General features: G+C 74.9%; 12 protein-coding genes. 3 read left to right on the top strand and 9 right to left on the bottom strand.

Translation table 11 applies throughout. The features are described 5' to 3' along the window. The first annotated feature begins 12 nt into the window (after nucleotides 1-12). Both tig and AC4MBH_RS11190 read left to right on the top strand, forming a co-directional pair. On the top strand, nucleotides 13-1,446 hold the full coding sequence (gene tig / locus AC4MBH_RS11185) for a trigger factor (protein ID WP_491794944.1): 1,434 nt from the start codon (nucleotides 13-15) through the stop codon (nucleotides 1,444-1,446). Nucleotides 1,447-1,510: 64 nt separating this feature from the next. Next, nucleotides 1,511-3,325 carry a serine/threonine-protein kinase gene (locus AC4MBH_RS11190; RefSeq protein WP_491794945.1) on the top strand — a complete coding sequence of 605 codons (1,815 nt, stop codon included), beginning with the start codon at nucleotides 1,511-1,513 and terminating at the stop codon, nucleotides 3,323-3,325. A 22-nt stretch (nucleotides 3,326-3,347) separates the two neighbouring features. Here the strand turns inward: AC4MBH_RS11190 and AC4MBH_RS11195 are convergent, their stop codons facing one another. The 9 genes from AC4MBH_RS11195 to AC4MBH_RS11235 all read right to left on the bottom strand — a co-directional run bounded on the left by AC4MBH_RS11195 (nucleotide 3,348) and on the right by AC4MBH_RS11235 (nucleotide 18,197). Further along, nucleotides 3,348-5,453, bottom strand: coding sequence for a transglutaminase TgpA family protein (locus AC4MBH_RS11195; RefSeq protein WP_491794946.1), 2,106 nt, complete (start codon nucleotides 5,451-5,453; stop codon nucleotides 3,348-3,350). Next, nucleotides 5,450-6,571: a DUF58 domain-containing protein gene (locus tag AC4MBH_RS11200; RefSeq protein ID WP_491794947.1), complete on the bottom strand. Its 1,122-nt coding sequence runs from the start codon at nucleotides 6,569-6,571 to the stop codon at nucleotides 5,450-5,452. The genes AC4MBH_RS11195 and AC4MBH_RS11200 overlap by 4 nt, the downstream gene beginning before the upstream one ends. Nucleotides 6,572-6,642: 71 nt before the next feature. Continuing rightward, nucleotides 6,643-7,632, bottom strand: a complete 990-nt coding sequence (locus AC4MBH_RS11205) for an AAA family ATPase (protein ID WP_491794948.1) — start codon at nucleotides 7,630-7,632, stop codon at nucleotides 6,643-6,645. 71 nt (nucleotides 7,633-7,703) lie between these two features. After that, nucleotides 7,704-10,217, bottom strand: a complete 2,514-nt coding sequence (locus AC4MBH_RS11210; protein ID WP_491794949.1) for an NHL repeat-containing protein — start codon at nucleotides 10,215-10,217, stop codon at nucleotides 7,704-7,706. Beyond that, a complete protein-coding gene (locus AC4MBH_RS11215) occupies nucleotides 10,217-14,509 on the bottom strand; it encodes a type VII secretion EssC family protein (protein ID WP_491794950.1) in 4,293 nt (1,430 codons plus the stop codon). Before AC4MBH_RS11215 ends, AC4MBH_RS11210 begins: the two co-directional genes overlap by 1 nt. Nucleotides 14,510-14,783: 274 nt before the next feature. Beyond that, a complete protein-coding gene (locus tag AC4MBH_RS11220) occupies nucleotides 14,784-15,047 on the bottom strand; it encodes a hypothetical protein (protein ID WP_491794951.1) in 264 nt (87 codons plus the stop codon). 54 nt (nucleotides 15,048-15,101) lie between these two features. Continuing rightward, nucleotides 15,102-16,865 carry a peptidoglycan-binding domain-containing protein gene (locus AC4MBH_RS11225; protein ID WP_491794952.1) on the bottom strand — a complete coding sequence of 588 codons (1,764 nt, stop codon included), beginning with the start codon at nucleotides 16,863-16,865 and terminating at the stop codon, nucleotides 15,102-15,104. A gap of 150 nt (nucleotides 16,866-17,015) precedes the next feature. Continuing rightward, on the bottom strand, nucleotides 17,016-17,285 hold the full coding sequence (locus tag AC4MBH_RS11230) for a hypothetical protein (protein ID WP_491794953.1): 270 nt from the start codon (nucleotides 17,283-17,285) through the stop codon (nucleotides 17,016-17,018). A gap of 63 nt (nucleotides 17,286-17,348) precedes the next feature. Beyond that, nucleotides 17,349-18,197: a hypothetical protein gene (locus AC4MBH_RS11235; RefSeq protein ID WP_491794954.1), complete on the bottom strand. Its 849-nt coding sequence runs from the start codon at nucleotides 18,195-18,197 to the stop codon at nucleotides 17,349-17,351. A gap of 147 nt (nucleotides 18,198-18,344) precedes the next feature. On the opposite strand from AC4MBH_RS11235, the gene AC4MBH_RS11240 reads away from it, so the two are divergent. Further along, nucleotides 18,345-19,562 carry an esterase/lipase family protein gene (locus AC4MBH_RS11240; RefSeq protein WP_491794955.1) on the top strand — a complete coding sequence of 406 codons (1,218 nt, stop codon included), beginning with the start codon at nucleotides 18,345-18,347 and terminating at the stop codon, nucleotides 19,560-19,562. Nucleotides 19,563-19,600: the final 38 nt, after the last annotated feature.

The following is a 19,600-nucleotide window of genomic DNA, read 5'->3' on the forward strand; positions in this document are numbered from 1 at the left end:
AGGAGACACCCTGTGAAGAGCGCCGTCGAGACCTTGAGCCCTACCCGGGTCAAGCTCACCGTCGAGGTGCCTTTCGACGAGCTCAAGCCGAGCCTGGACGCCGCCTACCAAGCGATCGCCAAGCAGATCAACGTGCCGGGCTTCCGCCGTGGCAAGGTGCCGCCGATGGTGATCGACCGCCAGGTCGGCCGCGGGGCCGTGCTCGAGCAGGCCATCAACGACACGCTGCCGGTCAAGTACCGCGAGGCGCTCGAGGCCAACGACCTCACGCCGCTGGCGCAGCCCGAGATCGAGGGCCTCGAGGTCGGTGACGACGAGGGCTTCGAGTTCACCGCCGAGGTCGACGTCAAGCCGTCCATCGACGTCCCCGACTACGCCGGCCTGACCGCCGAGGTCGCCGACGCCGAGGTCTCCGACGCCGACGTCGACGAGCAGGTGGAGGCGCTCCGCGAGCGCTTCGGCACCCTCAACGACGTCGAGCGCGCGGCCGCCGACGGCGACTTCGTGGTGCTCGACCTCTCCGCCACCCAGGGTGGCGAGCCGGTCGAGGGCGCCGAGGTCTCCGGCATGTCCTACAAGGTCGGCCGCGGCGGCATGATCGAGGGCCTCGACGAGGCGCTGGTCGGCCTGTCCGCCGGCGAGGACAAGGTCTTCGAGACCGAGCTGGTCGGCGGCGACCTGGTCGGCGAGAAGGTCGAGGTCAGCGTCAAGGTCACCCAGGTGCAGGAGCAGGAGCTGCCCGAGGTCGACGACGAGTTCGCCCAGATGGCCTCGGAGTTCGACACCGTCGACGAGCTGATCGCCGACGTGCGCGAGCGGCTCGGTCGCGGCAAGCGGCTCGAGCAGGCCGCCGAGGCGCGCGACGCCGTCCTCGAGGCGCTGCTGGAGAAGGTCGAGATCCCGCTGCCCGAGTCGATGGTCACCGACGAGCTCAACGCCCGGCGCCAGAGCGTCGAGCAGCAGCTGGTCTACGCCGGCATCACGATGGAGAAGTACCTCGAGGACGAGGGCCAGACCATCGAGGAGTTCGAGGCCGACCTCGAGCGCCGGGTCCGCGACGCCGTGGCCGCGCAGTTCCTGCTCGACGAGATCGCCCAGAAGGAGGAGTTCGGCATCGACCAGGCCGAGCTCTCCCAGCACCTCGTGCGCCGTGCCCAGCAGTCTGGGCAGGACCCGCAGGAGTTCGCCAACCACATGTTCGAGCACAACCACATCCCCGACCTCGTGCAGGAGATCCTGCGCGGCAAGGCCCTGGCCCTGGTCGTGGAGTCCGCCGTCGTCAGCGACGCCTCGGGCAACCCGGTCGAGCTGAAGAACCTGCGTCCCGACGGCACCATCGGTGAGCCCGAGGACGAGGCCACCGACGAGGCCACCGACGCCCCGTCGACGGACGCCGACGGCGACGCGGCAACCGACGAGGAGTCCGGCACGTCCGACGACGTGTGATCTCGAGACGTTCCGTTCGCCCCGCCGTAGCCCGGCGGGGCCCGGTGCCTCCTAGGCTGCAGCCATGACGTCGGGAGCATCGGGGGAGCACGGCACCGACGCAGCGTGGCGCCCCCCGGCGCCGCAGGCCGAGCCGGTCGAGCAGCTCGCGGGCTACGTCGACCTCGTCGAGATCGGCCGGGGCGGCGACTCGGTGGTCTACCGGGCCCGCGAGGTCGCGCTGGGGCGCGACGTCGCGATCAAGGTGCTCAGCATCGACACCACCAGCGACCCGGCGCGGGCGGCGCGGTTCGCGCGCGAGATCGAGATCACCGTCCAGCTCGGCCGCCAGCACCCCAACATCGTCACCGTGCTGGCCACCGGCACGACCGCGTCCGGGCGCCCGGCCGTGGTGATGGACTTCTTCGAGGGCGGCACCCTCCACGACCGTCTCAAGACCCACGGCCCGCTGGCGCCGGAGGAGGTCGGCCGGATCGGTGAGGTGCTGGCCGACGCCTTGTCGTTCGCCCACGAGCGCGGCGTCCTGCACCGCGACGTCAAGCCGCAGAACGTACTGGTGCTGCCCACGTCGTGGGTGCTCGCCGACTTCGGCATCGCCCGGCTGGTCGACTCCGAGCACACCTCCTCGGCGGAGACGTTCACCTACCGCCACGCCGCGCCCCAGATCCTCGACGGCCACCCACCGACGGCGGCCGACGACCTCTGGTCGCTCGGCTCGACGCTGTTCACCCTCCTCGACGGCCGGCCGCCGTTCGCCAGCGACGACCCCGACGAGGACTCGGCGCTGGCCTACCTGCGCCGCGCCCGTACCGAGCCCCACCGCCCGCTCGACGTGCCCGGCGCCGAGCGCCTCGCGCCGGTGATCGCCCGGTGCCTCGACAAGGACGTCGCCGGCCGCTGGTCCTCGGCGGCCGAGCTGCGGGACGCCCTGCACGGCCTGCGCGCCTCGGCGTGGGAGCCCGGCACCGCCCCCCGACCGCCCGGCCCCCCGACCCTCGCCAAGGCGCCGGCGCCCCCCGAGCACACGCCGACACCCACCCCCACCCCCACACCCACCCAGACCGCCACCGCTGCGCCGGCCGGGGCGTACGGCGGGCCGCTGCAGCCGATCGGCGCCAGTCCGATCAGCCCCAGCCCGATCAGCCCCAGCCCGATCAGCCCCAGCCCGATCAGCCCCAGCCCGATCCCGCCGCGCGCCGAGGCTCCCGAGCCGGCGCCGGTCGCGATCTCCGCCGCCTCCCACGAGCTGCGCGTCGCCGACGCCGCGCCCACCGGCACCGGGCTGCCCGACCCGACCGGGGCGCCCCCGGCCGAGCCGGTCACCGCGCCCGAGGCGCCGCAGGAGGAGGCGCCGTCCCGCCGGCGTCGCCTGCCGCTCGTGCTGGGTGCGATGGCCCTCGTCATCGGCCTCCTGCTCGGGATCCTCGGCGCCGTGCTGCGCGACGACGACGACCCGGCCCCCCCGGCCGCGCCGGAGCCGGGCCCGTCCGCGGTCGGCGCCGGAGCCGACGGCGGGGTCGACGGGGGGGTCGACGAGGGGAACGTCCTGGTCGGCGACCCGCAGTCCGACCTGACACCGCTGCTGCGCACCGTCGACTACAACGGCGTGGAGCTGACGGCCCAGTGGACCGACCCCACCGACGACGAGGCGCGGTTCCTGCTGGTGATGTCGTCCGAGGAGTACCCCGGTGGCCGGCGGATCGTCGAGTACCCGCCCGGGTCGGGCCGCACGCCGGAGACGGTCGAGCTCGAGGAGCGGCTCCCGCTCGGGAGCGCCTGCTTCTACCTGATCGCCCGCCTGCCCAACGGCGTCTGGGGGATCAGCGAGGAGTCCGCCCACTGCGGCGAGATCACGACGTTCGGGTTCGAGCCCCGCTAGCGACTGGTAGCGACCCGGCGACTCAGCGCCGCAGCAGCGGTCGCGGGTCGAGGAACCACCACCACCGACGCCAGAGCGGGACCGTGCGCCGCACCCGGCGTCGTACGTCGCGCACCGCGGCGCGCAGCCCGCTGCGGTCGGACGCGCGACCAGGCGTCTCGGACGGCGGCCCGAACGCCACCTGCTCCGCCCCGGCGGCGATCCGCGCCGACCGGGTGCCGAGCCGGGCGTCGAGGCCGGCGGCCACGTCGTCGGCCGGCTGGTGGGGCGCCGGCCGCATCCCCGCGAGGTGGAGGGCGTCGACCACCTCGGCCCACGCGCCGACGGCCCCGCGCCGGGCGTGGCGCCACCGCCGGATGCCGCGCAGGGCCACCAGCAGCACCAGGAGCGCGACCAGACCGCCGCTGAGCAGCAGCACCGGCCGGAGCCCGTCGCCGTCGTCGACCACCACGGGCCCGTCGGCCTCGTCGGCGTCGGCATCGGCGCCGGTGTCGGGAGTCGGCGCGCCCGGGGTCGGGGTGGGGCCGGCCGAACCCGTGGGCGCCTCCTCTGGGAGCAGCGGGGTGGTCGGCTCGACCGGGGCGGGTGGGGTGAAGGTGTCGTCCTCGGGGCTGGGGGAGAAGGGCACCCAGCCGGCGCCCTCGAAGTACACCTCGCCCCAGGCGGTGGCGTCGTCGCCGTGCACCATGCGGGTGCCGTCGTCGAGGAGCTCGCCGGGCTGGAACCCGACCACGACGCGGGTCGGGAGGCCGTTGTAGCGGGCGAGCACGGCGAACGCCGAGGCGAACTGCTCGGCGGTGCCGACCCCGCCGCCCGGCGTCGCCTTCCCCCGCAGCAGGAAGCGGTCGAGCCGCCACAGGGCCGAGCCGGACATCGCGGTGGGCGACTGCTCGTAGCCCTCTCGCACGATGGTGGCGATCGTCGACGCCCGCTGGTACGGCGTCGCCCCCTGGCTCCCGGCGCGACGGGCGAAGTCGGCGAGCGGCTTGGGTAGCGGGGGCAGGGCGGTGAGCCGCTGGAGGTCCTCCACCGGCGGGACCGCCGTGTCGAGGACCGAGGCCGGGGGGTCGTCGTACGCGCCGGTGACGACGTAGCTGGCACCGGCGGTGTCCTCGCTGGCGTAGAGGGTGCCGGTGCCCGGGTCGACCAGCGCGCCCGGCAGCCCGACCGAGGTCGGGAGGCCGGGTGAGGGGAGCCAGCTCCCCCCGAGCTCGACGAACTCGACCTGCACCGTGGCGTCCTGGCGGTAGGGCCCCGGCTCGAGCCCGGTGTGGCCGTCGGTGCGCAGGGCCTCGAAGCGGGTCGAGGTGGTCCACTGCCGGCCGTCGTACTCGTCGAGGACGACCAGGCGCAGCGGCACCTCCGGCCCCCGGGTGCGGAGCAGCTCGACCTCGGGGTTGTTGGCCCACGCACCGAGCTGGGTGAGCGGGTTGCTCGCCACCACCTCGACCGTGGGCGGGTCGACCAGGCCGCGGGGCTCGTACGCCGCCCCCACCGGCAGGGTCGCCGCGGCGGCCAGGGCGCCCACCCCGACCACCGTGACGGGGCCGGCGATCGAGAGCCGTTGGCGCACCGGCTCGCTGTGCTCGTCGAGGAAGACCCAGCCGAGCAGCGCGACCACGAGCACCAGCACCGCCACCAGGCCGACCGGGTCGGCGTCCCCGGCCGTGAGCAGCACGCCGGCGAGGTAGAGGACGGCGCTGCCTGCGACCGGCTCGACCCGGAGCCGGCTGTCGGTGCGCAGGCCGACGAGCAGCGAGACCAGCGCGGTCAGCAGCAGCGGCCCGACCAGCAGGTCGGGCTGCGCGGCGTACGGGAGAGGAGCGGAGAGCAGCCGGGGCACGGCGTCGGAGACGGTCTGCCCCAGGGAGAGGTCGGCGCCCGCGGTGGCCAGGTAGGCGGTCATCACCGTGAGCAGCACGATCATCGAGGAGGCGAACCACCGCGACATCCCCGCGCGCAGGCACCCGCGCAGGAGCAGCAGCGGTACGGCGGCCACCGCGGCGAACAGCAGCGACACCGTCCACCGGTGCCAGGCGGTGGCGAGCACCAGCGCGCCCAGCACCACGAGCGCGACCGGCCACGCCAGCCGCACCGCGCGCGCGAGGACGCCCTCGGGGGCGCTCACCGGGCCACCGCCGCGTCCCACGACGCCGCCAGCGACACCGAGGTCGCACCGCGGAGCACGAGGAGCCCGGCCTCCTGGTGGGCGCCGACCAGCGGCGCCGGGTCGGCGACCGCCACCACCCGGGTCGGTGCCTCACCGAGGGCCAGGCCGAGGTCGCGCACGGCCGACCCGGGGCCGGTCACCGCCACGGCCACGTCGAGGTCGCGGGTGTGCAGCTCGATGCGCGACCGGGCGTCGGTGAGGTCGATCTCGGCGAGCAGCCAGTCGAGGTCCTGGTGCTCCTGCATCGCCCGGCGGGTCACCGACGCCGGCACCCGCACCTCGCGCCGGTCGCTGACCGTGTGCAGCCGCACCGGGAGCCCGTCCTCGATCCCGCTGCGGCACAGCGCGGCGGCCACCTCGACGGCCTCCTCGAACAGGTCGTCGTCACCGAGGTAGGCCGCGGCCCGGTCGTCCAGCAGCACGCACAGGTGGGCCTGGGACGGCTCGGCGTCCTCGCGCACCATCAGGGTGCCGGTGCGGGCGCTGGTGGCCCAGTGCAGGCGGCGCAGGTCGTCGCCGACGACGTACTCGTGGAGCCCGACCAGGTCCGTGCCGCCGAGCTCGTGGGCCTCGTCGGTGCCGGCGACCGCGCGCCGGTGCCCGGGCAGCATCCCGGACACCGGAACCCGCCGCGGCAGCACCCGCACCTGGTCGACCGGGCCTGAGCGGGTGGAGCGAGCGGCCATCCCGGTCAGCCCGGCCAGGCGCACCTGCACCGGACCGACGTCGACGAGGCCGCGCCGCGGGGTGGGGATCGGGTAGGTCACCGTGGCCGCCGGCTGGTCGGGGCCGGTCCGGTCGGGCAGCGACACCGGCACGAGCGCGCCCTGCACGCGGTCGGCGACGTCGAGCCGGACCAGCCCGCGCCGCCGCCTGCCGAGGACCCGCAGGCGTCCCTCGCACGGCGCCTGGCGGACGACGACCCGTGGCTCGACCTCGCGGTCCACCTTGACCGGGCGCGCCGCGAGCACCGCGACGAGCTCGACGAGGACCAGCGCCAGCAGCAGGCCGCCGAGGGTGGCGACCAGCAGGTAGTGCCACACCAGGCCGGCCACGAGCAGCAGTACGCCGAGCACGGCGACCGCCCGGCCCCGCCCGGTCGTGCTCGTCCAGACCGAGCGCACTCCACCCATGCCGCGGGTGCCGGTCAGCCCGCGTCGGGCTGCGGCGGCTGCACCGTGTCGAGGACGTCGTGGACGACGCCCTCGCTGGTGTGCCCCGCCAGCACGGCGTCGCGGGCCAGGACCGTGCGGTGGGCCAGGACCGGCTCGGCCAGCCGCTGGACGTCGCTCGGGACGACGTAGTGCCGACCGCGGGCGGCGGCGTACACCTGCAGGCAGCCGACCAGGGCCTTGAGGCCGCGGGTGCTGACGCCCACCCGGACCCGGGGGTCGCGGCGGATCGTCGTGCCGATCTCGCGCACGTAGCGCAGGATCGGGTCGGCGACGTGCAGGCGGGTCAGCTGCTCGGAGACGGCCGCGACCTCCTCGGGCGTCGTCACCGTGGGGACGTCGTCGACCAGGCCCGCGTTGCTGCCCGGGCGGAGCACCTCGATCTCGTGCTCGGCGTCGGGGTAGCCCAGCGAGGTGCGCAGCAGGAACCGGTCGAGCTGGGCCTCGGGGAGCCGGTAGGTGCCCTCGAGGTCGATCGGGTTCTGGGTGGCGACCACCACGAAGGGCCGCGGGACGGGGTGGCCCACGCCGTCGACGGTGACCGTGCGCTCCTGCATCACCTCGAGCAGCGCCGACTGGGTCTTGGCGGCGGCGCGGTTGATCTCGTCGGCCAGCACCACGTTGGCGAAGACCGGTCCCTGCCGGAACCGGATCTGACCGTCGCGCGGGTCGAAGACGGTGGTGCCGGTGACGTCGCTGGGGAGCAGGTCGGGCGTGAACTGGATCCGGCCGACCCGGCCGCCCATGGCGCGGGCGATGGCGCGGGCCAGCGTCGTCTTGCCGGTGCCGGGCACGTCCTCGAGCAGCACGTGCCCGCCGGCGAACGCCGCCACCAGGACCAGGTCGACCACCGCCCGCTTGCCGTGGACCGCGCCCTCGACGGCGTCCCCGAGTCGCTGGTGCAGGAGGCCGAAGCCGGTGATCTCCTGCTCTCCGGGGGCCGCGGGGTTGATCAGCGCGGTCATGGGGCCTCTTCTCGCGGGGGTCGGGCGGGGTGGCTGGTCAGCCGCACGTCAGCGGCTGCTCAGGGTAGTGCTCACCCGCCCTCGGCGGGGGCCGGCTCCTCCGGGGGCGGTGGCGGCGCGAGGGGGGTCTGCCGCGTGGTGAAGGACCACGGCGCACTGGACGAGACGCCCCGGTCGTTGGCGGCCTGGAAGACCACGGTGTGCTCGAACACGCCGTCGTCGGGCTGGTAGGCGATCCCGTTCTGGTAGGGGATCGCCACCGACGTCGCGCCGCACGCCAGCGGCTGCGGTGCCCCGCCGTCGAGGGTGTAGCTGCAGGACCCGGGGAAGCGGGCCCACTCCCTCGTCGGCCGCAGCCGCACGTCGATGGAGCCGGTGCCGTCGTCGGCGGCGGCGTCGGTGCGCGGGTTCGAGGCGGCGACGTGCTGCCGGTTGCCGTCGGGCAGCGGCGGCGGGGGCTGCGGCGGTGCGTCGCCGGCGGTGGTGCCTGGCTTGCCGGTGCCGAGGCGGCTGCGGGCCAGCACCGAGACCTGGTAGCTGCCGCCGACCTTGCACGACGGGTCGACCTGGTAGCTGCAGGTCCAGGCGAGCTGGAGGCTGTCCTCGGTGCCCGGGACCTGCTCGGCGCGGATGCCCTCGGGCGTGGTGACCTGGACGTCGTAGGCGGTGATGGTCTCGCCGTTGGCGGCAGCGCCGGACCACCGGATGTCGAGGACGAAGCGCTCCAGGACGTCGTCGCCCTGGTAGCTCGCCGTGGCCGTCACCGTCGGGGCCCCGGGCCGGGCCGTCGAGACGACCGGGTCGCTCGGGTCGGACACCGCCTGGCGCGACCCCAGGACGGCGGCGACGGTGAAGGTGGTCGGGACGCCCGCGGCGACGTCGACGAAGGCGCGGAAGGTCCCGCTGCGGATCTTGTAGCTCTCGCCGTCGCTGGAGCGCACCACGAAACCGTCTGCCCGGGGGATGCCGCTGTGCCTCCAGGCGATCTCGACCTGGGCCTCGCCCACCGACGTCGCCACGACGTCGGTGGGGGCCGACACCTGCTGGCCGGCGTCGCCGCTCGGTGGCGGGTTGCGGGGGCAGGCCTGCCGGTCGCCGTCGCGCCCACCGCCCCGGCCGCCCCGGCCGTCCCGGTCGCCGTCGCGGCCCCGGCCCGCGGTCGAGGGACCGTCGTCGGACGGGTCGCAGCTCGGGCCGGGCGGGTCGCGGGGGTCCTCGGTCGACGGGCCGTCGGTCGACGGGCTGCCGGTCGAGGGGGTGCCGGTGGGCGGGGTCGTGCCGGGCGGGGTGGTGTCCGGCGTGTCCGGTGTGTCGGGCCGCGGGTCGACGACGTCGAGGACGTCGTCGATGAGCTCCGGGACCGGGTCGACGGGCGGGGTGATGGTGGGGGTCAGGTCGTTGGTCGGCAGCGTCGCGTCCTCGCGGACGATCGTCGTACGGCTGCCGTCGCTGCGGATGACGATGCCCTGGGCCGACCCGGGGGTGTTGATGATCAGGTTGTCGTCGTCGAGGACCAGCTCGGGGTCGTCGCTGCCCGGGGTGTCGATGTCCTCGTCGGCGCGGCGGCCGTCGGGCCCGAGCCGCACCACGCGGGCCTCGCCCAGGCACGGCACCCACACCTGCTCGCGGAACACCTCGGGCGTGCCCGGGTCGGGACAGCCGATCGAGTCCATGTCGACCTCGAGGATGCCGCGCGGGGTGACCATGACGACGTAGCCGTTGTCGGAGGACGCCGGGACCAGGTCGCGAGGCGCCTCCTCGGGCGCCAGGACCGTGCCGATCACCTTGGGGGCGCGGGCGTCGAGGTCGTGGCCGGTGCCGACCTGGGCGACCCGGCCGGAGTCGGGTCCGAAGACCGTGACGCCCTCGTCGTGGGCGACGAGGACGGAGCCGTCGCCGCCGAAGCCGACGGACTCCTCCTCGTCGTCGAAGGACAGGGTCTCGGTGTCCCAGTCGAGCTGGTGGAGGGTCCCGTCGTCCTCCAGCGCCCAGATGGTGCCCGCGCCGTCGACGGCGGCGTCGGCGAGGCCCGAGGGGGCGACCCAGATGGTGCCGATGGCCCCCGTGGTGAGCGGGTCCATCGCCGAGATCGTGGACTCCTCGCGGTCGACGAGGAAGACGCCGTCGTCGTTGTAGACCGTGGAGACCACGCCGCCCGTGCTGATCCGGCGCTGGCCGGAGACCAGGATGCTGCTCAGGTCGAAGGCCAGCAGCCGCCCGGAGGTGTGGTCGGCGACGTACATCTGGCCGCCGAGCTCGCCCTGGACGTCGATGTCGTGGCCGGCGGCGCCGACGAGCTGCTTGACCTCGAGCTGCCCGGTGGCGGGGTTGACCTGGATCACCTGACCGTTCGGGTCGTCGCTCAGCCAGGTCAGGCCGTCGGCCACCTCGACCGCCGTGCCGCTGATGCCCTGGCCGAAGAAGACGCCCGCGACCAGCGAGCCGGTGACCGCCAGGACGGACAGCTCGGCCGCGCCCCGCGAGCGGCGGGCGGCGCGGGCGCGCGTGCGCAGCACGTCCGGCACCAGCGTGCGCAGCCGCCCGCTCCACGTCGTCGTGGTCTGTCCCGAGTCCTGACCGGTCATCACATCTCCTGCGTCGTGTGCTGTCCTGCCGAGTGGACGAGCTGCGCCACCCATGCGGTTCCGCCGTCGCACCACACCCCACGCCCGGGTCCGGTGAGCGGTTCGGTGGTCTTGGTCGGGACCGTCGCGCCCAGGGCATCGCCGTCGGCCCACTCCGGGGTGAGGAGGAACCCACGCCGGGTCCGGCGGGCGGTCTCGACCAGGCCCTCCGGACCACCCCGGGCCTTCGCCTGGGCGGTGTCGGCGGTGACCACCAAGCCGATCCGGTGGGCATGGGAGCCGAGATCACCCAGGAGACGGTCCCGCGCGGTACGTCGCGCTTCGTCGACTCCGACTGCAGCATCCCAGAGATGGGCGTCGTCGACCATGACCAGAGCCCATCCGTCGTCGGAACGTTCCGTGACCGGCCGGGACAGCCACGCCGACACGGCGTCGGCGGTGGCGGCGTAGTCGGCCTCGCGGATCACCGTCGGCGGGCGGTCGCTGCGGGCGACGAGGGCCTGCAGCCCGTCGAGCGCCCCGGTCCGCCCGGTGCGGGCCCGGCCGGCGATCAGCACCGGTCCCGCCAGCAGGTCGACCTCGAGGACGGCGACCGCGTCGGCGTCGACGGCCAGCGGCACCCGTGCCCCGCGCGGGGCCGGCAGGGCCGCCTGGTCCAGCCGGGCCGGCATCGGCGGCACCGGGGCGGTCGCCCGGCCCTGCACCCGCGGCAGCAGCAGCCGGTTGATGGCCTCGATCCGCTCGGCCTGAACCGGCGTGCCCGCGCCGCCCGTGGTCTGGACCTGCACGCTGCGCTTCCCGAGCAGCCCGGCACCCGGGAGGCTGTCGGCGTCGAGCACGTTGCCGGGCACGCCGAGCATCAGGTAGTCGTCGGACGTCGTCATCCGCAGCACGATCCGGCGGCCGAACGTCGACCCGAGCGAGGTCGGCACCCCCGTGCGCCCGGGGGCGGTGGCGATGACGTGGATGCCCACGCGTCGTCCGTTCTGGAGCACGGTCTGCAGCCTCTCCACGTGCGCGGGGGCTACACCTCCGCCGGTCTCGAGGCTCTCGACCATCGAGGGGAGGTTGTCGATCAGCACGTAGACGCGCGGCAGCGCGGCGCCCTGGCGGGCCAGGTCGTCGAGGTCGGCGCACCCGCGGGCGGCCAGGGCCTGCGCGCGCTCGTCCATGGTCCGCCGCAGCAGCCGGATCAGGCGCATCACCCGGCCGGGCTGCGCCTCGGTGACGATCGCCTCGACCGTGGGCACCCCGCTGATCGCAGCGAGGCCGCCGCCGGCGAAGTCGATGCCGTAGACGTACGGCGCGACCTCGTAGCTGCCGAACGTGTCGGCGAGCGAGGCGCTCAGGGCGGCCGAGCGCAGCAGCTCGGTCTTGCCCGAGCCGGAGGCGCCGTGCACCAGGACGTGCCCGATCGCGGCGAAGTCGAGGGACAGCTCGGGCTGGCGCTGGGCCTCCGGCTCGTCGATGCGGCCGATGGTGACGTTGCCGCTGGTGCGACCGGCGGCGCCGGCGACCAGCGCGTCGACGTCGAGGGGGAGCTCGGCCGGCAGGGCCGGTAGCCAGGGGCGCTTGGGCGGCTCGGCGCCCGAGACCAGGAACGTCTCGCTGATGGTGTGCACGCAGCGCTCGAGGTCGGTGCGCGGGTTGAGCCGCTGCTCGGGCCCGGCCGTCTCGCTCCCGGCGGTCACGGCGCTGAACGGGCTGACCAGGACCGGGACCTCGGATCCGGCCATCGGCTCGCGGGCTCCGGTCCACGCCGACTGCACCAGCTCGGCGGTGCCGTGCCCGGTGCGACGGATCCACGCCCGCCCCGGCGTACGACGCGAGATCCGCGCGGCCTCGGGGCTGTCGATGACGTCGCGCGAGTCGTCGGGGGAGGAGACGCGCAGCGAGATCCGCAGGTCGGCGTTGGCCTTGATGTTGCCGGTGACGACGCCCTGCGGCCGCTGGGTGGCCAGCAGCACGTGCATGCCGAGCGAGCGGCCGCGCTGGGCGATGTTGACCATCCCGTCGACGAACTCCGGCACCTCGGCGGTCAGCGCCGCGAACTCGTCGACGCAGATGAGCAGGCTGGGCGGGGCGACGTCGGGCCGCTCGCGCTCGAGCTGGACGAGGTCCTTGACGCCGTACTGGCCGAGCAGGTGCTCGCGGTAGGCGATCTCGGCGCCGATCGAGGTCAGTGCCCGCTGCACCAGCGCGGGCGTGAGGTCGGTGATGTAGCCGACGGTGTGCGGGAGGTCGGCGCACTCGCGGAAGGCGGCGCCACCCTTGTAGTCGACGAGCAGGAAGTTCATCCGCGACGGCGGGTTGTTGAGCGCCAGGGAGCACAGCAGCGACTGCAGCAGCTCGCTCTTGCCGGAGCCGGTGGTGCCGGCGACGAGGCCGTGGGGGCCGTCCTCGCGCAGGTCGATGGTGGTGACGCCGTCGATGCCGGCGCCGATCTGGGCGCGCAGGCCGCTGGACTGCTGCCAGCGGCGGGTCACGGCCGTGACGTCGTCGAGGTCCTCGAAGTCGGTGCTCAGCTCGGGCAGCCGCACCACCGACGGGATCGCCGTGCTCGGCGGCAGCACGGCCGCCTCGTCGACGTACGCCGTCATCAGCCGGGCCGCGCGCCAGGCCTGGTCGAGCGAGACGGCGTCGGGGGTGTCGATGTGCGCGATGCCCATCCGGTCGGCCCTGCCGACCTCGCCGGTGGCCAGGTCGATGCGCAGCGAGGTCGCGGCGGGGACCTCGGCGGCGTTGCGGCCGAGCCAGACCAGGTGGATGCCGCGCTCGGCGGCCACCGCGGCGACGGCCTCGACGGTGCGCCGCGCGATGCCGGCGTCCTCGTCGACGAAGCAGATCGTGTGGCCGCGGCCGGTGTCCTCGGTGACCAGGTGGTCGAGCAGCGCGGTGGCGGCGCGGGCGCCGACGGCGACGGGCGGCTCGCCGCCGACGCGGGCGGTGGCGTGCGGGAGCCAGCGCAGCCAGGCCTCGTGGCCGGCCCGGCCGCGACCGAAGCAGCCCGCCACGCTGAGGTCGGTGGGGGAGTGGTCGAAGGCGAGGCGCAGCATCATCGAGCGCACCAGGGCGTCGACCTCGGCTGGCTCGCCGGTGATCGCGACCAGCGGGTGCTCGGTCAGGTCGGCCAGGACCGGCATGTCGCTCAGTGCCTCGCGCTGCTGGAACTCCTGCGCCACCGTGCGGCGGGTGGCACGGTCGCCTCCGTCGGTGATCTCGCCGCGCAGCATCGCCGGCACGGTGCCGATCCCGAGCCGGGTCACCAGGAACGCCTGGCGGGTCTCCGAGCGGGCCCACAGGTAGGGGTCGCGGTTGGCGGCGCGGGTGCGCAGCGTCTCGGCGTCGGGGTAGTCGTCGTGGAACTGCTGGCGCTGGCGCTTCGCGTGCTCGTCGATCCGGGTGAGGAAGTCGTCGACGTCGGCCCGCCAGTCGGCGAGGTCCTCCTGGAACTGCTTCTCCGCGGCCCGCTTCTGCTGGCGCCAGCCGAGGTAGCCCAGGACCGGCCAGGCCAGCATGTAGATGACGGCGTACATGCTGCGGGCGCGGGCGAACAGCGCGACACCCATCACCATCGGCAGCATCAGCATCGCCCAGGGCATCGGCGAGGGGCGGGTCTTCGACGGCGGCGACGGGACCTCGAGGACCTCCTCGACCAGCGGGTCGCCGAACCGCGGGGGCCGGAAGACCGAGACGGCGGGAGCCTCGGTGGGCAGCTCGCCGGGGTCGACGACCAGGGTGCTGCGCCCGAGCCGGATCGGGGTGCCCCAGTCGATCTCGCGGCCGGAGACGATGCGCTCGCCGCCGACGAGGGTGCCGTTGGCCGACCCCTCGTCGTAGACGACGGGGCGGACGCCGAGGACGATCCGCGCGTGCCGCTGGCTCACCAGCGGGTCGGTCAGGCGCAGGGTGCACGAGGAGCCGCGCCCGAGGGTGAGCGAGCTGCCGCGCACGTGGAGGCGCTGCCCGCGGTCGGGGCCGTCGGTGACCCGCAGGACCGCGCGGGGACGGGCGGAGCTGGAGACCCGGTTGAGCCACGACGTCGGCGCGGTCACCACGTCGAGGAGGTCGCCGGTGCGCAGCCCGCACTCGGAGACCAGCCGGTCGGCCGGCCACGGGTGGCCGCCGTCGACCGGCACGAGGAGCAGCTGCGGCTGGTCGGGTGCGACGTGCTGGCCGATCGCCCGCGCCAGGTCGGCCACCGTCGCCTCCCCCCGCGCCTGCACGGCGACGTCGACCGACGGCAGCCCGGTCTCGGCCGCGGTCCGCAGCGAGAGGGTCCAGCTCTGCATGACGTGCTCCTCGGTGATCGGTCTAGACCGGTGCGGGCGGAAATGGCGACGACCGCCGGGGGACACCGGCGGTCGTCGGGTGGGGCCAGCAGCCGTAGGGACGGCGACCACGGGCCCCGTGCCACCGGTGTTGCTCACGCGCCGGAGGCGCCGTGCCAACACCGGTGACACGCCGTACGAACGCGGTCGAAGCAAGCGTGTTCGTACGGAACAGCAGAGCGGCGGGCGCAGCGAGCGCGACGCCCGTGCGGGCCGAAGGCCCGGGGCCGAAGGCTCAGGTGCTGACGGTCTCCTGCTCCTGGGCCTGGTTGTTGATCAGGGTCGAGAACTCGGTGAGCGACTGGCTGACGCGCTGGAGCATCGTGACGTAGTCGCTGTTCCAGCTGTCGCGGGTGCGGTCGGCGTCGGGTCCGATCCAGTCGAACCCCTGGATGACCTGGGTCATCCGGCCGGTGAGTGCCTCGAGCTCCTGCGAGCCCTGCGTGATCTGCTGGGACGCCTGGCGACCGGCCTCGACATCCATACCCTTCATGGCCATGGAACTGCTCCTCTTCTAGTTCGTGCTGAACTCGTGGTTGGGGTGGTGGGTGCTTCAGTTGCCGCCGGCGCCCATGCGGGACCGGACGTGTGCGGTGGCCTCGGCGGCCGTGATGACGCCGTTGCCGTTGGCGTCGAGCTCGCGGTTGGGGCCGTAGGCCCGCTCGCCGCGGGTGAACAGGGCCTCGTCGCCCGAGTGGGGGCTGCCGGCGAGGATGGAGGTGTAGACGCTCTCGAGGTCGCCGAGCCGGCCCCGGTAGGGCTCGAAGTAGCGCTCGACGTAGGCGAGCTGCTCGGTGGGCGTCATCCGGGCGAGCTCGCTGGTGGTCGTGCCGAGCCCGCGGGCGGTGGAGTCCATGAACTGGATCAGGCCGGTGGCGCTGCTGCGCGGGTTGCGGACGTCGCTGGAGAACTGGCCGCCAGTCTCGAAGCTCATCGCGGCCATCAGGTGCTCGGGCCGGGCGCCGAGCCGCTGGGACATGCCCTCGACCTGGCGCAGGAACTCGGGGGTGACGTTGGGGTTGCCGCGCACGCCGGTGATCTGGTTGTAGTCGTAGCCGGTGGGCGAGCTGTAGCCCTGGCCGGCCTGGACGGGCAGCGGGTGCTCGGCGCGGTAGGCGTCGTAGGCGGCCTGGGTGTTGGGACCCCAGGCACCGTCGGCGCCCTGGGTGTCGTAGCCGGCGGCGGTGAGCCGCTCCTGGAGCTCGCGGACGCCCTCGCCACGAGAGCCGCGGCCGTTGCTGGCGGCCAGCTGGTCGATCTTGGCGTCGCCGCCACCCGCGCCGCCACGGCTGGCCAGGGCCGCACCGCCGAGGCCCAGGGCGGCCGCGCCACCGGCGATCCCGGCCGCGGCGCCGTACGACGGGCCGCCGCCGGACGACTCGCCGGCCGACGAGGCCTGGGGCATGCCGCCGCCGGCGGCGAGCGAGTCCGCGCCGGGGGCGGGCCCGCCGAGGCCGCCGTCGGCCACCGGCTGGCCCGACGCGGTCGGGCTGCCGCCGATGCTGCTGCTGCCGAGGGCGCTCTCGCCGGGTCCGGCCACGGGGCCGGCCACCGAGGCGCCGGTCCCGGACCCGGTCGACCCGCCGCCGACCGAGCCGGTGTCGAGGCCGCCGCCACCGCCGATGCCGCCGGCCGACCCGAGGCCGCCGGAGCCACCCGCGGGGCCGCCCGCGGAGCTGCCGAAGGTGCCGAGGTCGACGGGCTTCAACCCGGTGCCGCCGGTGGCACCCACCGTGGACGACCCGAGCTCGGTGGTCGGCATGGCGTTGACGGTGCTGCCGGGGCTGCCGGTGCTGCCGCCGGGCCCGTCGAGGTCGATGCCGGTGTCGATCATCAGGTGCCCGTTGTCGCCGATGGTGAGCTTGGGGCCCTCGCTGGTGCCGCTGCCCAGCGGTACGCCGGCGCCGCCCGGCGTCGTACCGGCCGGGGTGCCGGCGCCGGCGCCGGGGGTGCCGCCCAGCGGCGCCCCCTCGTACGGCGTGATGGGCGCCGGCAGGGCCGGGGACTGGTACGTCGGCAGCGAGCCGAAGTCGACGGTGCCGCCGTCGCTGGCCTGGTCCTGGGCGTCGGCCTGGGCCCCGAGGACCTTGGCGAACAGGCCGAGGGCCTGCGAGATCTTCTCCAGCCACGGGACGACGGTGGACTCGAGGTACTGGGCGTAGGCCAGGCTCGCGCCGCCGCTGAACAGCGAGGCAGCCCGCAGGATCGCGATCAGGGCCTTGAGGTAGGTGATGACCTGGTCGGTCGTCTCCTTGCCCTCCTGGAACTGCTGCCCGACCTCGCGCAGCTCGTCGGTGTCGGCTCCGAGAAACGCCATGGTGCTGCTCCTGTCCGAGAGTCGGACCCGAGGTCCGGGGTGTCCGTGGGGGCGGTGTGGTGGAAACGTGACATGCGGTCCGGCGGGGGGTCGAGAGCGGCGGCGGTGGAAACTTCCGCCGCGCGGGACGCGCTCGCCGACCCCTGGAGGTCAGGAGCTGATGGCGTCCTGCTCGTCGGCCTTGGCGATGAGGTAGTCGGCCTGGGCGCGGATCTCGTCGCAGGCGGCGTTGGCGTTGGGGATGAAGCTGTTGCCGATGTCGTCGGTGATGGCGTCCTTGTCGGCGCCGGTCCAGCTCGTGGCCTGCACGCGGGCGAGCAGGCGGGCGCAGACGTCGCCGACGAGGCCGGCGTGCTCGCCCATCGAGTGCGCCACGCCGCGGGCCTCGTCGGTGTCCATGCCCTGCATGTTGTTGGCCATCGTGGGTCTCCTTGGTCCTGGGTCCGAGTGCCAGCGACCGTAGGCGCGCCCCCGGGCGCCGGGCTAGGAGACGGCCGGTGGAACCTTCCGCCCGGCGGCGGCCCGTTCGGCCGTCTCGAGGTCCTCCACCGTGACCAGCCTGACCTCGGCCGTGCGCCGACCGATCGCGAAGCGCACGTTCTGCGCCCGGCCGCGACCGGCGTTGAACGGGTCCTCCTTGGGCCCGAACGCCAGCGCCGAGATCAGCCGGATCGCGTCGTCGACCCGCTGGGCCCGCTCGAGGTTCCAGGCGTAGCCGTGCCACCCGAGCACCCGCTCGTAGATCTCGCGGTTGGAGGGCGGGCGCGGGTAGTCGTCGGTGCCGCTCAGCCAGGGCTCGGCCAGGGCCAGCGCGACGTACCACTCCCGGGAGTGCGGGGGCAGCCGCGGTGCCGGGGCGGTCGCGGTGGCGTCGAGGTCGTGCTCGTCGTCGGTGGGGCGTGGCCGGGCGGCCGGCTCGGGTGCCGAGGGGGCGACGTCGACGACGATCGACAGGTCGTCGTACGTCGTGGGGCCGGTCTGGCGCCCGCGCATCACCACCAGCTGGTTCTCGCCCTCGTCGAGCAGCAGCGCCATCCCCTCGGCCAGGGTGACCCGGCGCGCGCCGCCGGGGGCGTCGAAGAGGCTGGAGACCTGCGTCTCGCCGGACCCGTGCCAGCGCAGCCGGGCGATCTCGTCGCCGACGACCAGCTCGCCGAGGAGCCGGCTCACGTGGGGGGCGCAGCGGGGGAGCGCGATGGCGGTGACCCGCAGCGCGTCACCGGGGTCGTCGTCGGGCACGGCGTGGTGCGGGGAGCGGCCGAACAGCAGCGTCTCGCCGGATCCGAGGGTGACCGTGGGCAGTCCGGAACCGCGCAGCGTCACCCGCAGCATCGAGCGACTGACCCCATGGCCGAATCCATGGGCCGATCCAACCACAGCGCGGTGGCCGCGGGGTGAAGACGAGAGGGCTACTCCGGTTGCCTCGGCCGCGGGCAGTTCGGCGTACAGATGTGCACCGAAGGTTGGTAGCCTCGGACCGTGATCACCCGCCGCTCCGGCACCCCTCGACGCCCGGCGGAGCCCCGGCCCGTCCCGGCCGGGCCGTCGTGGCTGGACGCCGCCAGCCTGCTCGCGGAGGTCGCCGACGAGCTCGTCGTCAAGAGCGTCCGCGACACGCACCTCGCCTGGGCCGACCGCGCGCACGGGCTGACCCGCCAGGCGACCGGGGGAGCGGGCGTCGCCCCCGAGGTGCTGCACCGCGGGGTCGCGGCGGCCGTCTACGAGGGGCTCGGGCTCGGCCTGCGCGCCGCGTCCAGGGGCCTCGACAAGGCTGCTGCCGCCGGGCTGGGGCGCAGCCTCGAGGCCACCCCGCGCGGCCGGTTCGTCTCCGCGGCCGTCAACGGCCTGATCGGCGACCGCCTGCTGCAGGAACGCCCCCAGATGGCGATCCCGATGGCGGTGCGCCGTGACGGCGCCGACGTCGAGCCCGAGCGCGACGACCTGGCCCGGGCCTTCCCCGACGCGACCGGCCGGCTCGTCTTCTTCCTGCACGGCCTGTGCGAGAACGAGGAGTACTGGAACCGCGACCGCGAGCGCCGCGGGACGACGTACGGCGAGTCGCTGGCGGCCGAGGGCTGGACGCCGGTCTTCCTCCGCTCCAACACCGGCCTGTCGATGCGCGAGAACGGCGTCGCGCTCACCGGCCTGGTGCAACGGCTGGTCGAGGCGTGGCCGGTGGAGGTCACCCGGATCGCGCTCGTCGGCCACTCGCTCGGGGGGTTGGTCGTCCGGGCGGCCGGCGCGGTGGCCGCCGACCCCGCGGCCCCCGACTGGAACGCGCTCGTCACCGACGTCGTCACCCTCGGCACCCCCCACCTGGGCGCCCCCATCGCGTGGGGCATCGGCCACGGCAGCCGCGGGCTGCAGCGGCTGCCCGAGACGGCGGCGTTCGGCCGCATCCTCGACTGGCGCTCGACCGGTGTGCACGACCTGGTGGCCGGGCTGGCCGAGGACGTCGCCCCACTGCCGCACGCGCGCTACCGCCTGGTGTCCGCGACGCTCACCGAGTCCCAGCACCACCCCGTCGGCCACGTCGTCGGTGACCTGCTGGTCCGTCCCCGCTCGGCGTACGGGCGCGACCGGCAGGGCCGCGAGCTGTTCCCGGGCGCGGAGGTGCTGCACGTGGGCCGTACCGACCACTTCGGGCTCCTCAACCACCCCGAGGTGCTGACGGCACTGCGCCGCTGGCTGTCCTGAGCGCGGACGGCTGACCGACGCTGGTCGAGGAGGCCGGC

The organism is Nocardioides sp. WJ219 (genome assembly GCF_058559815.1).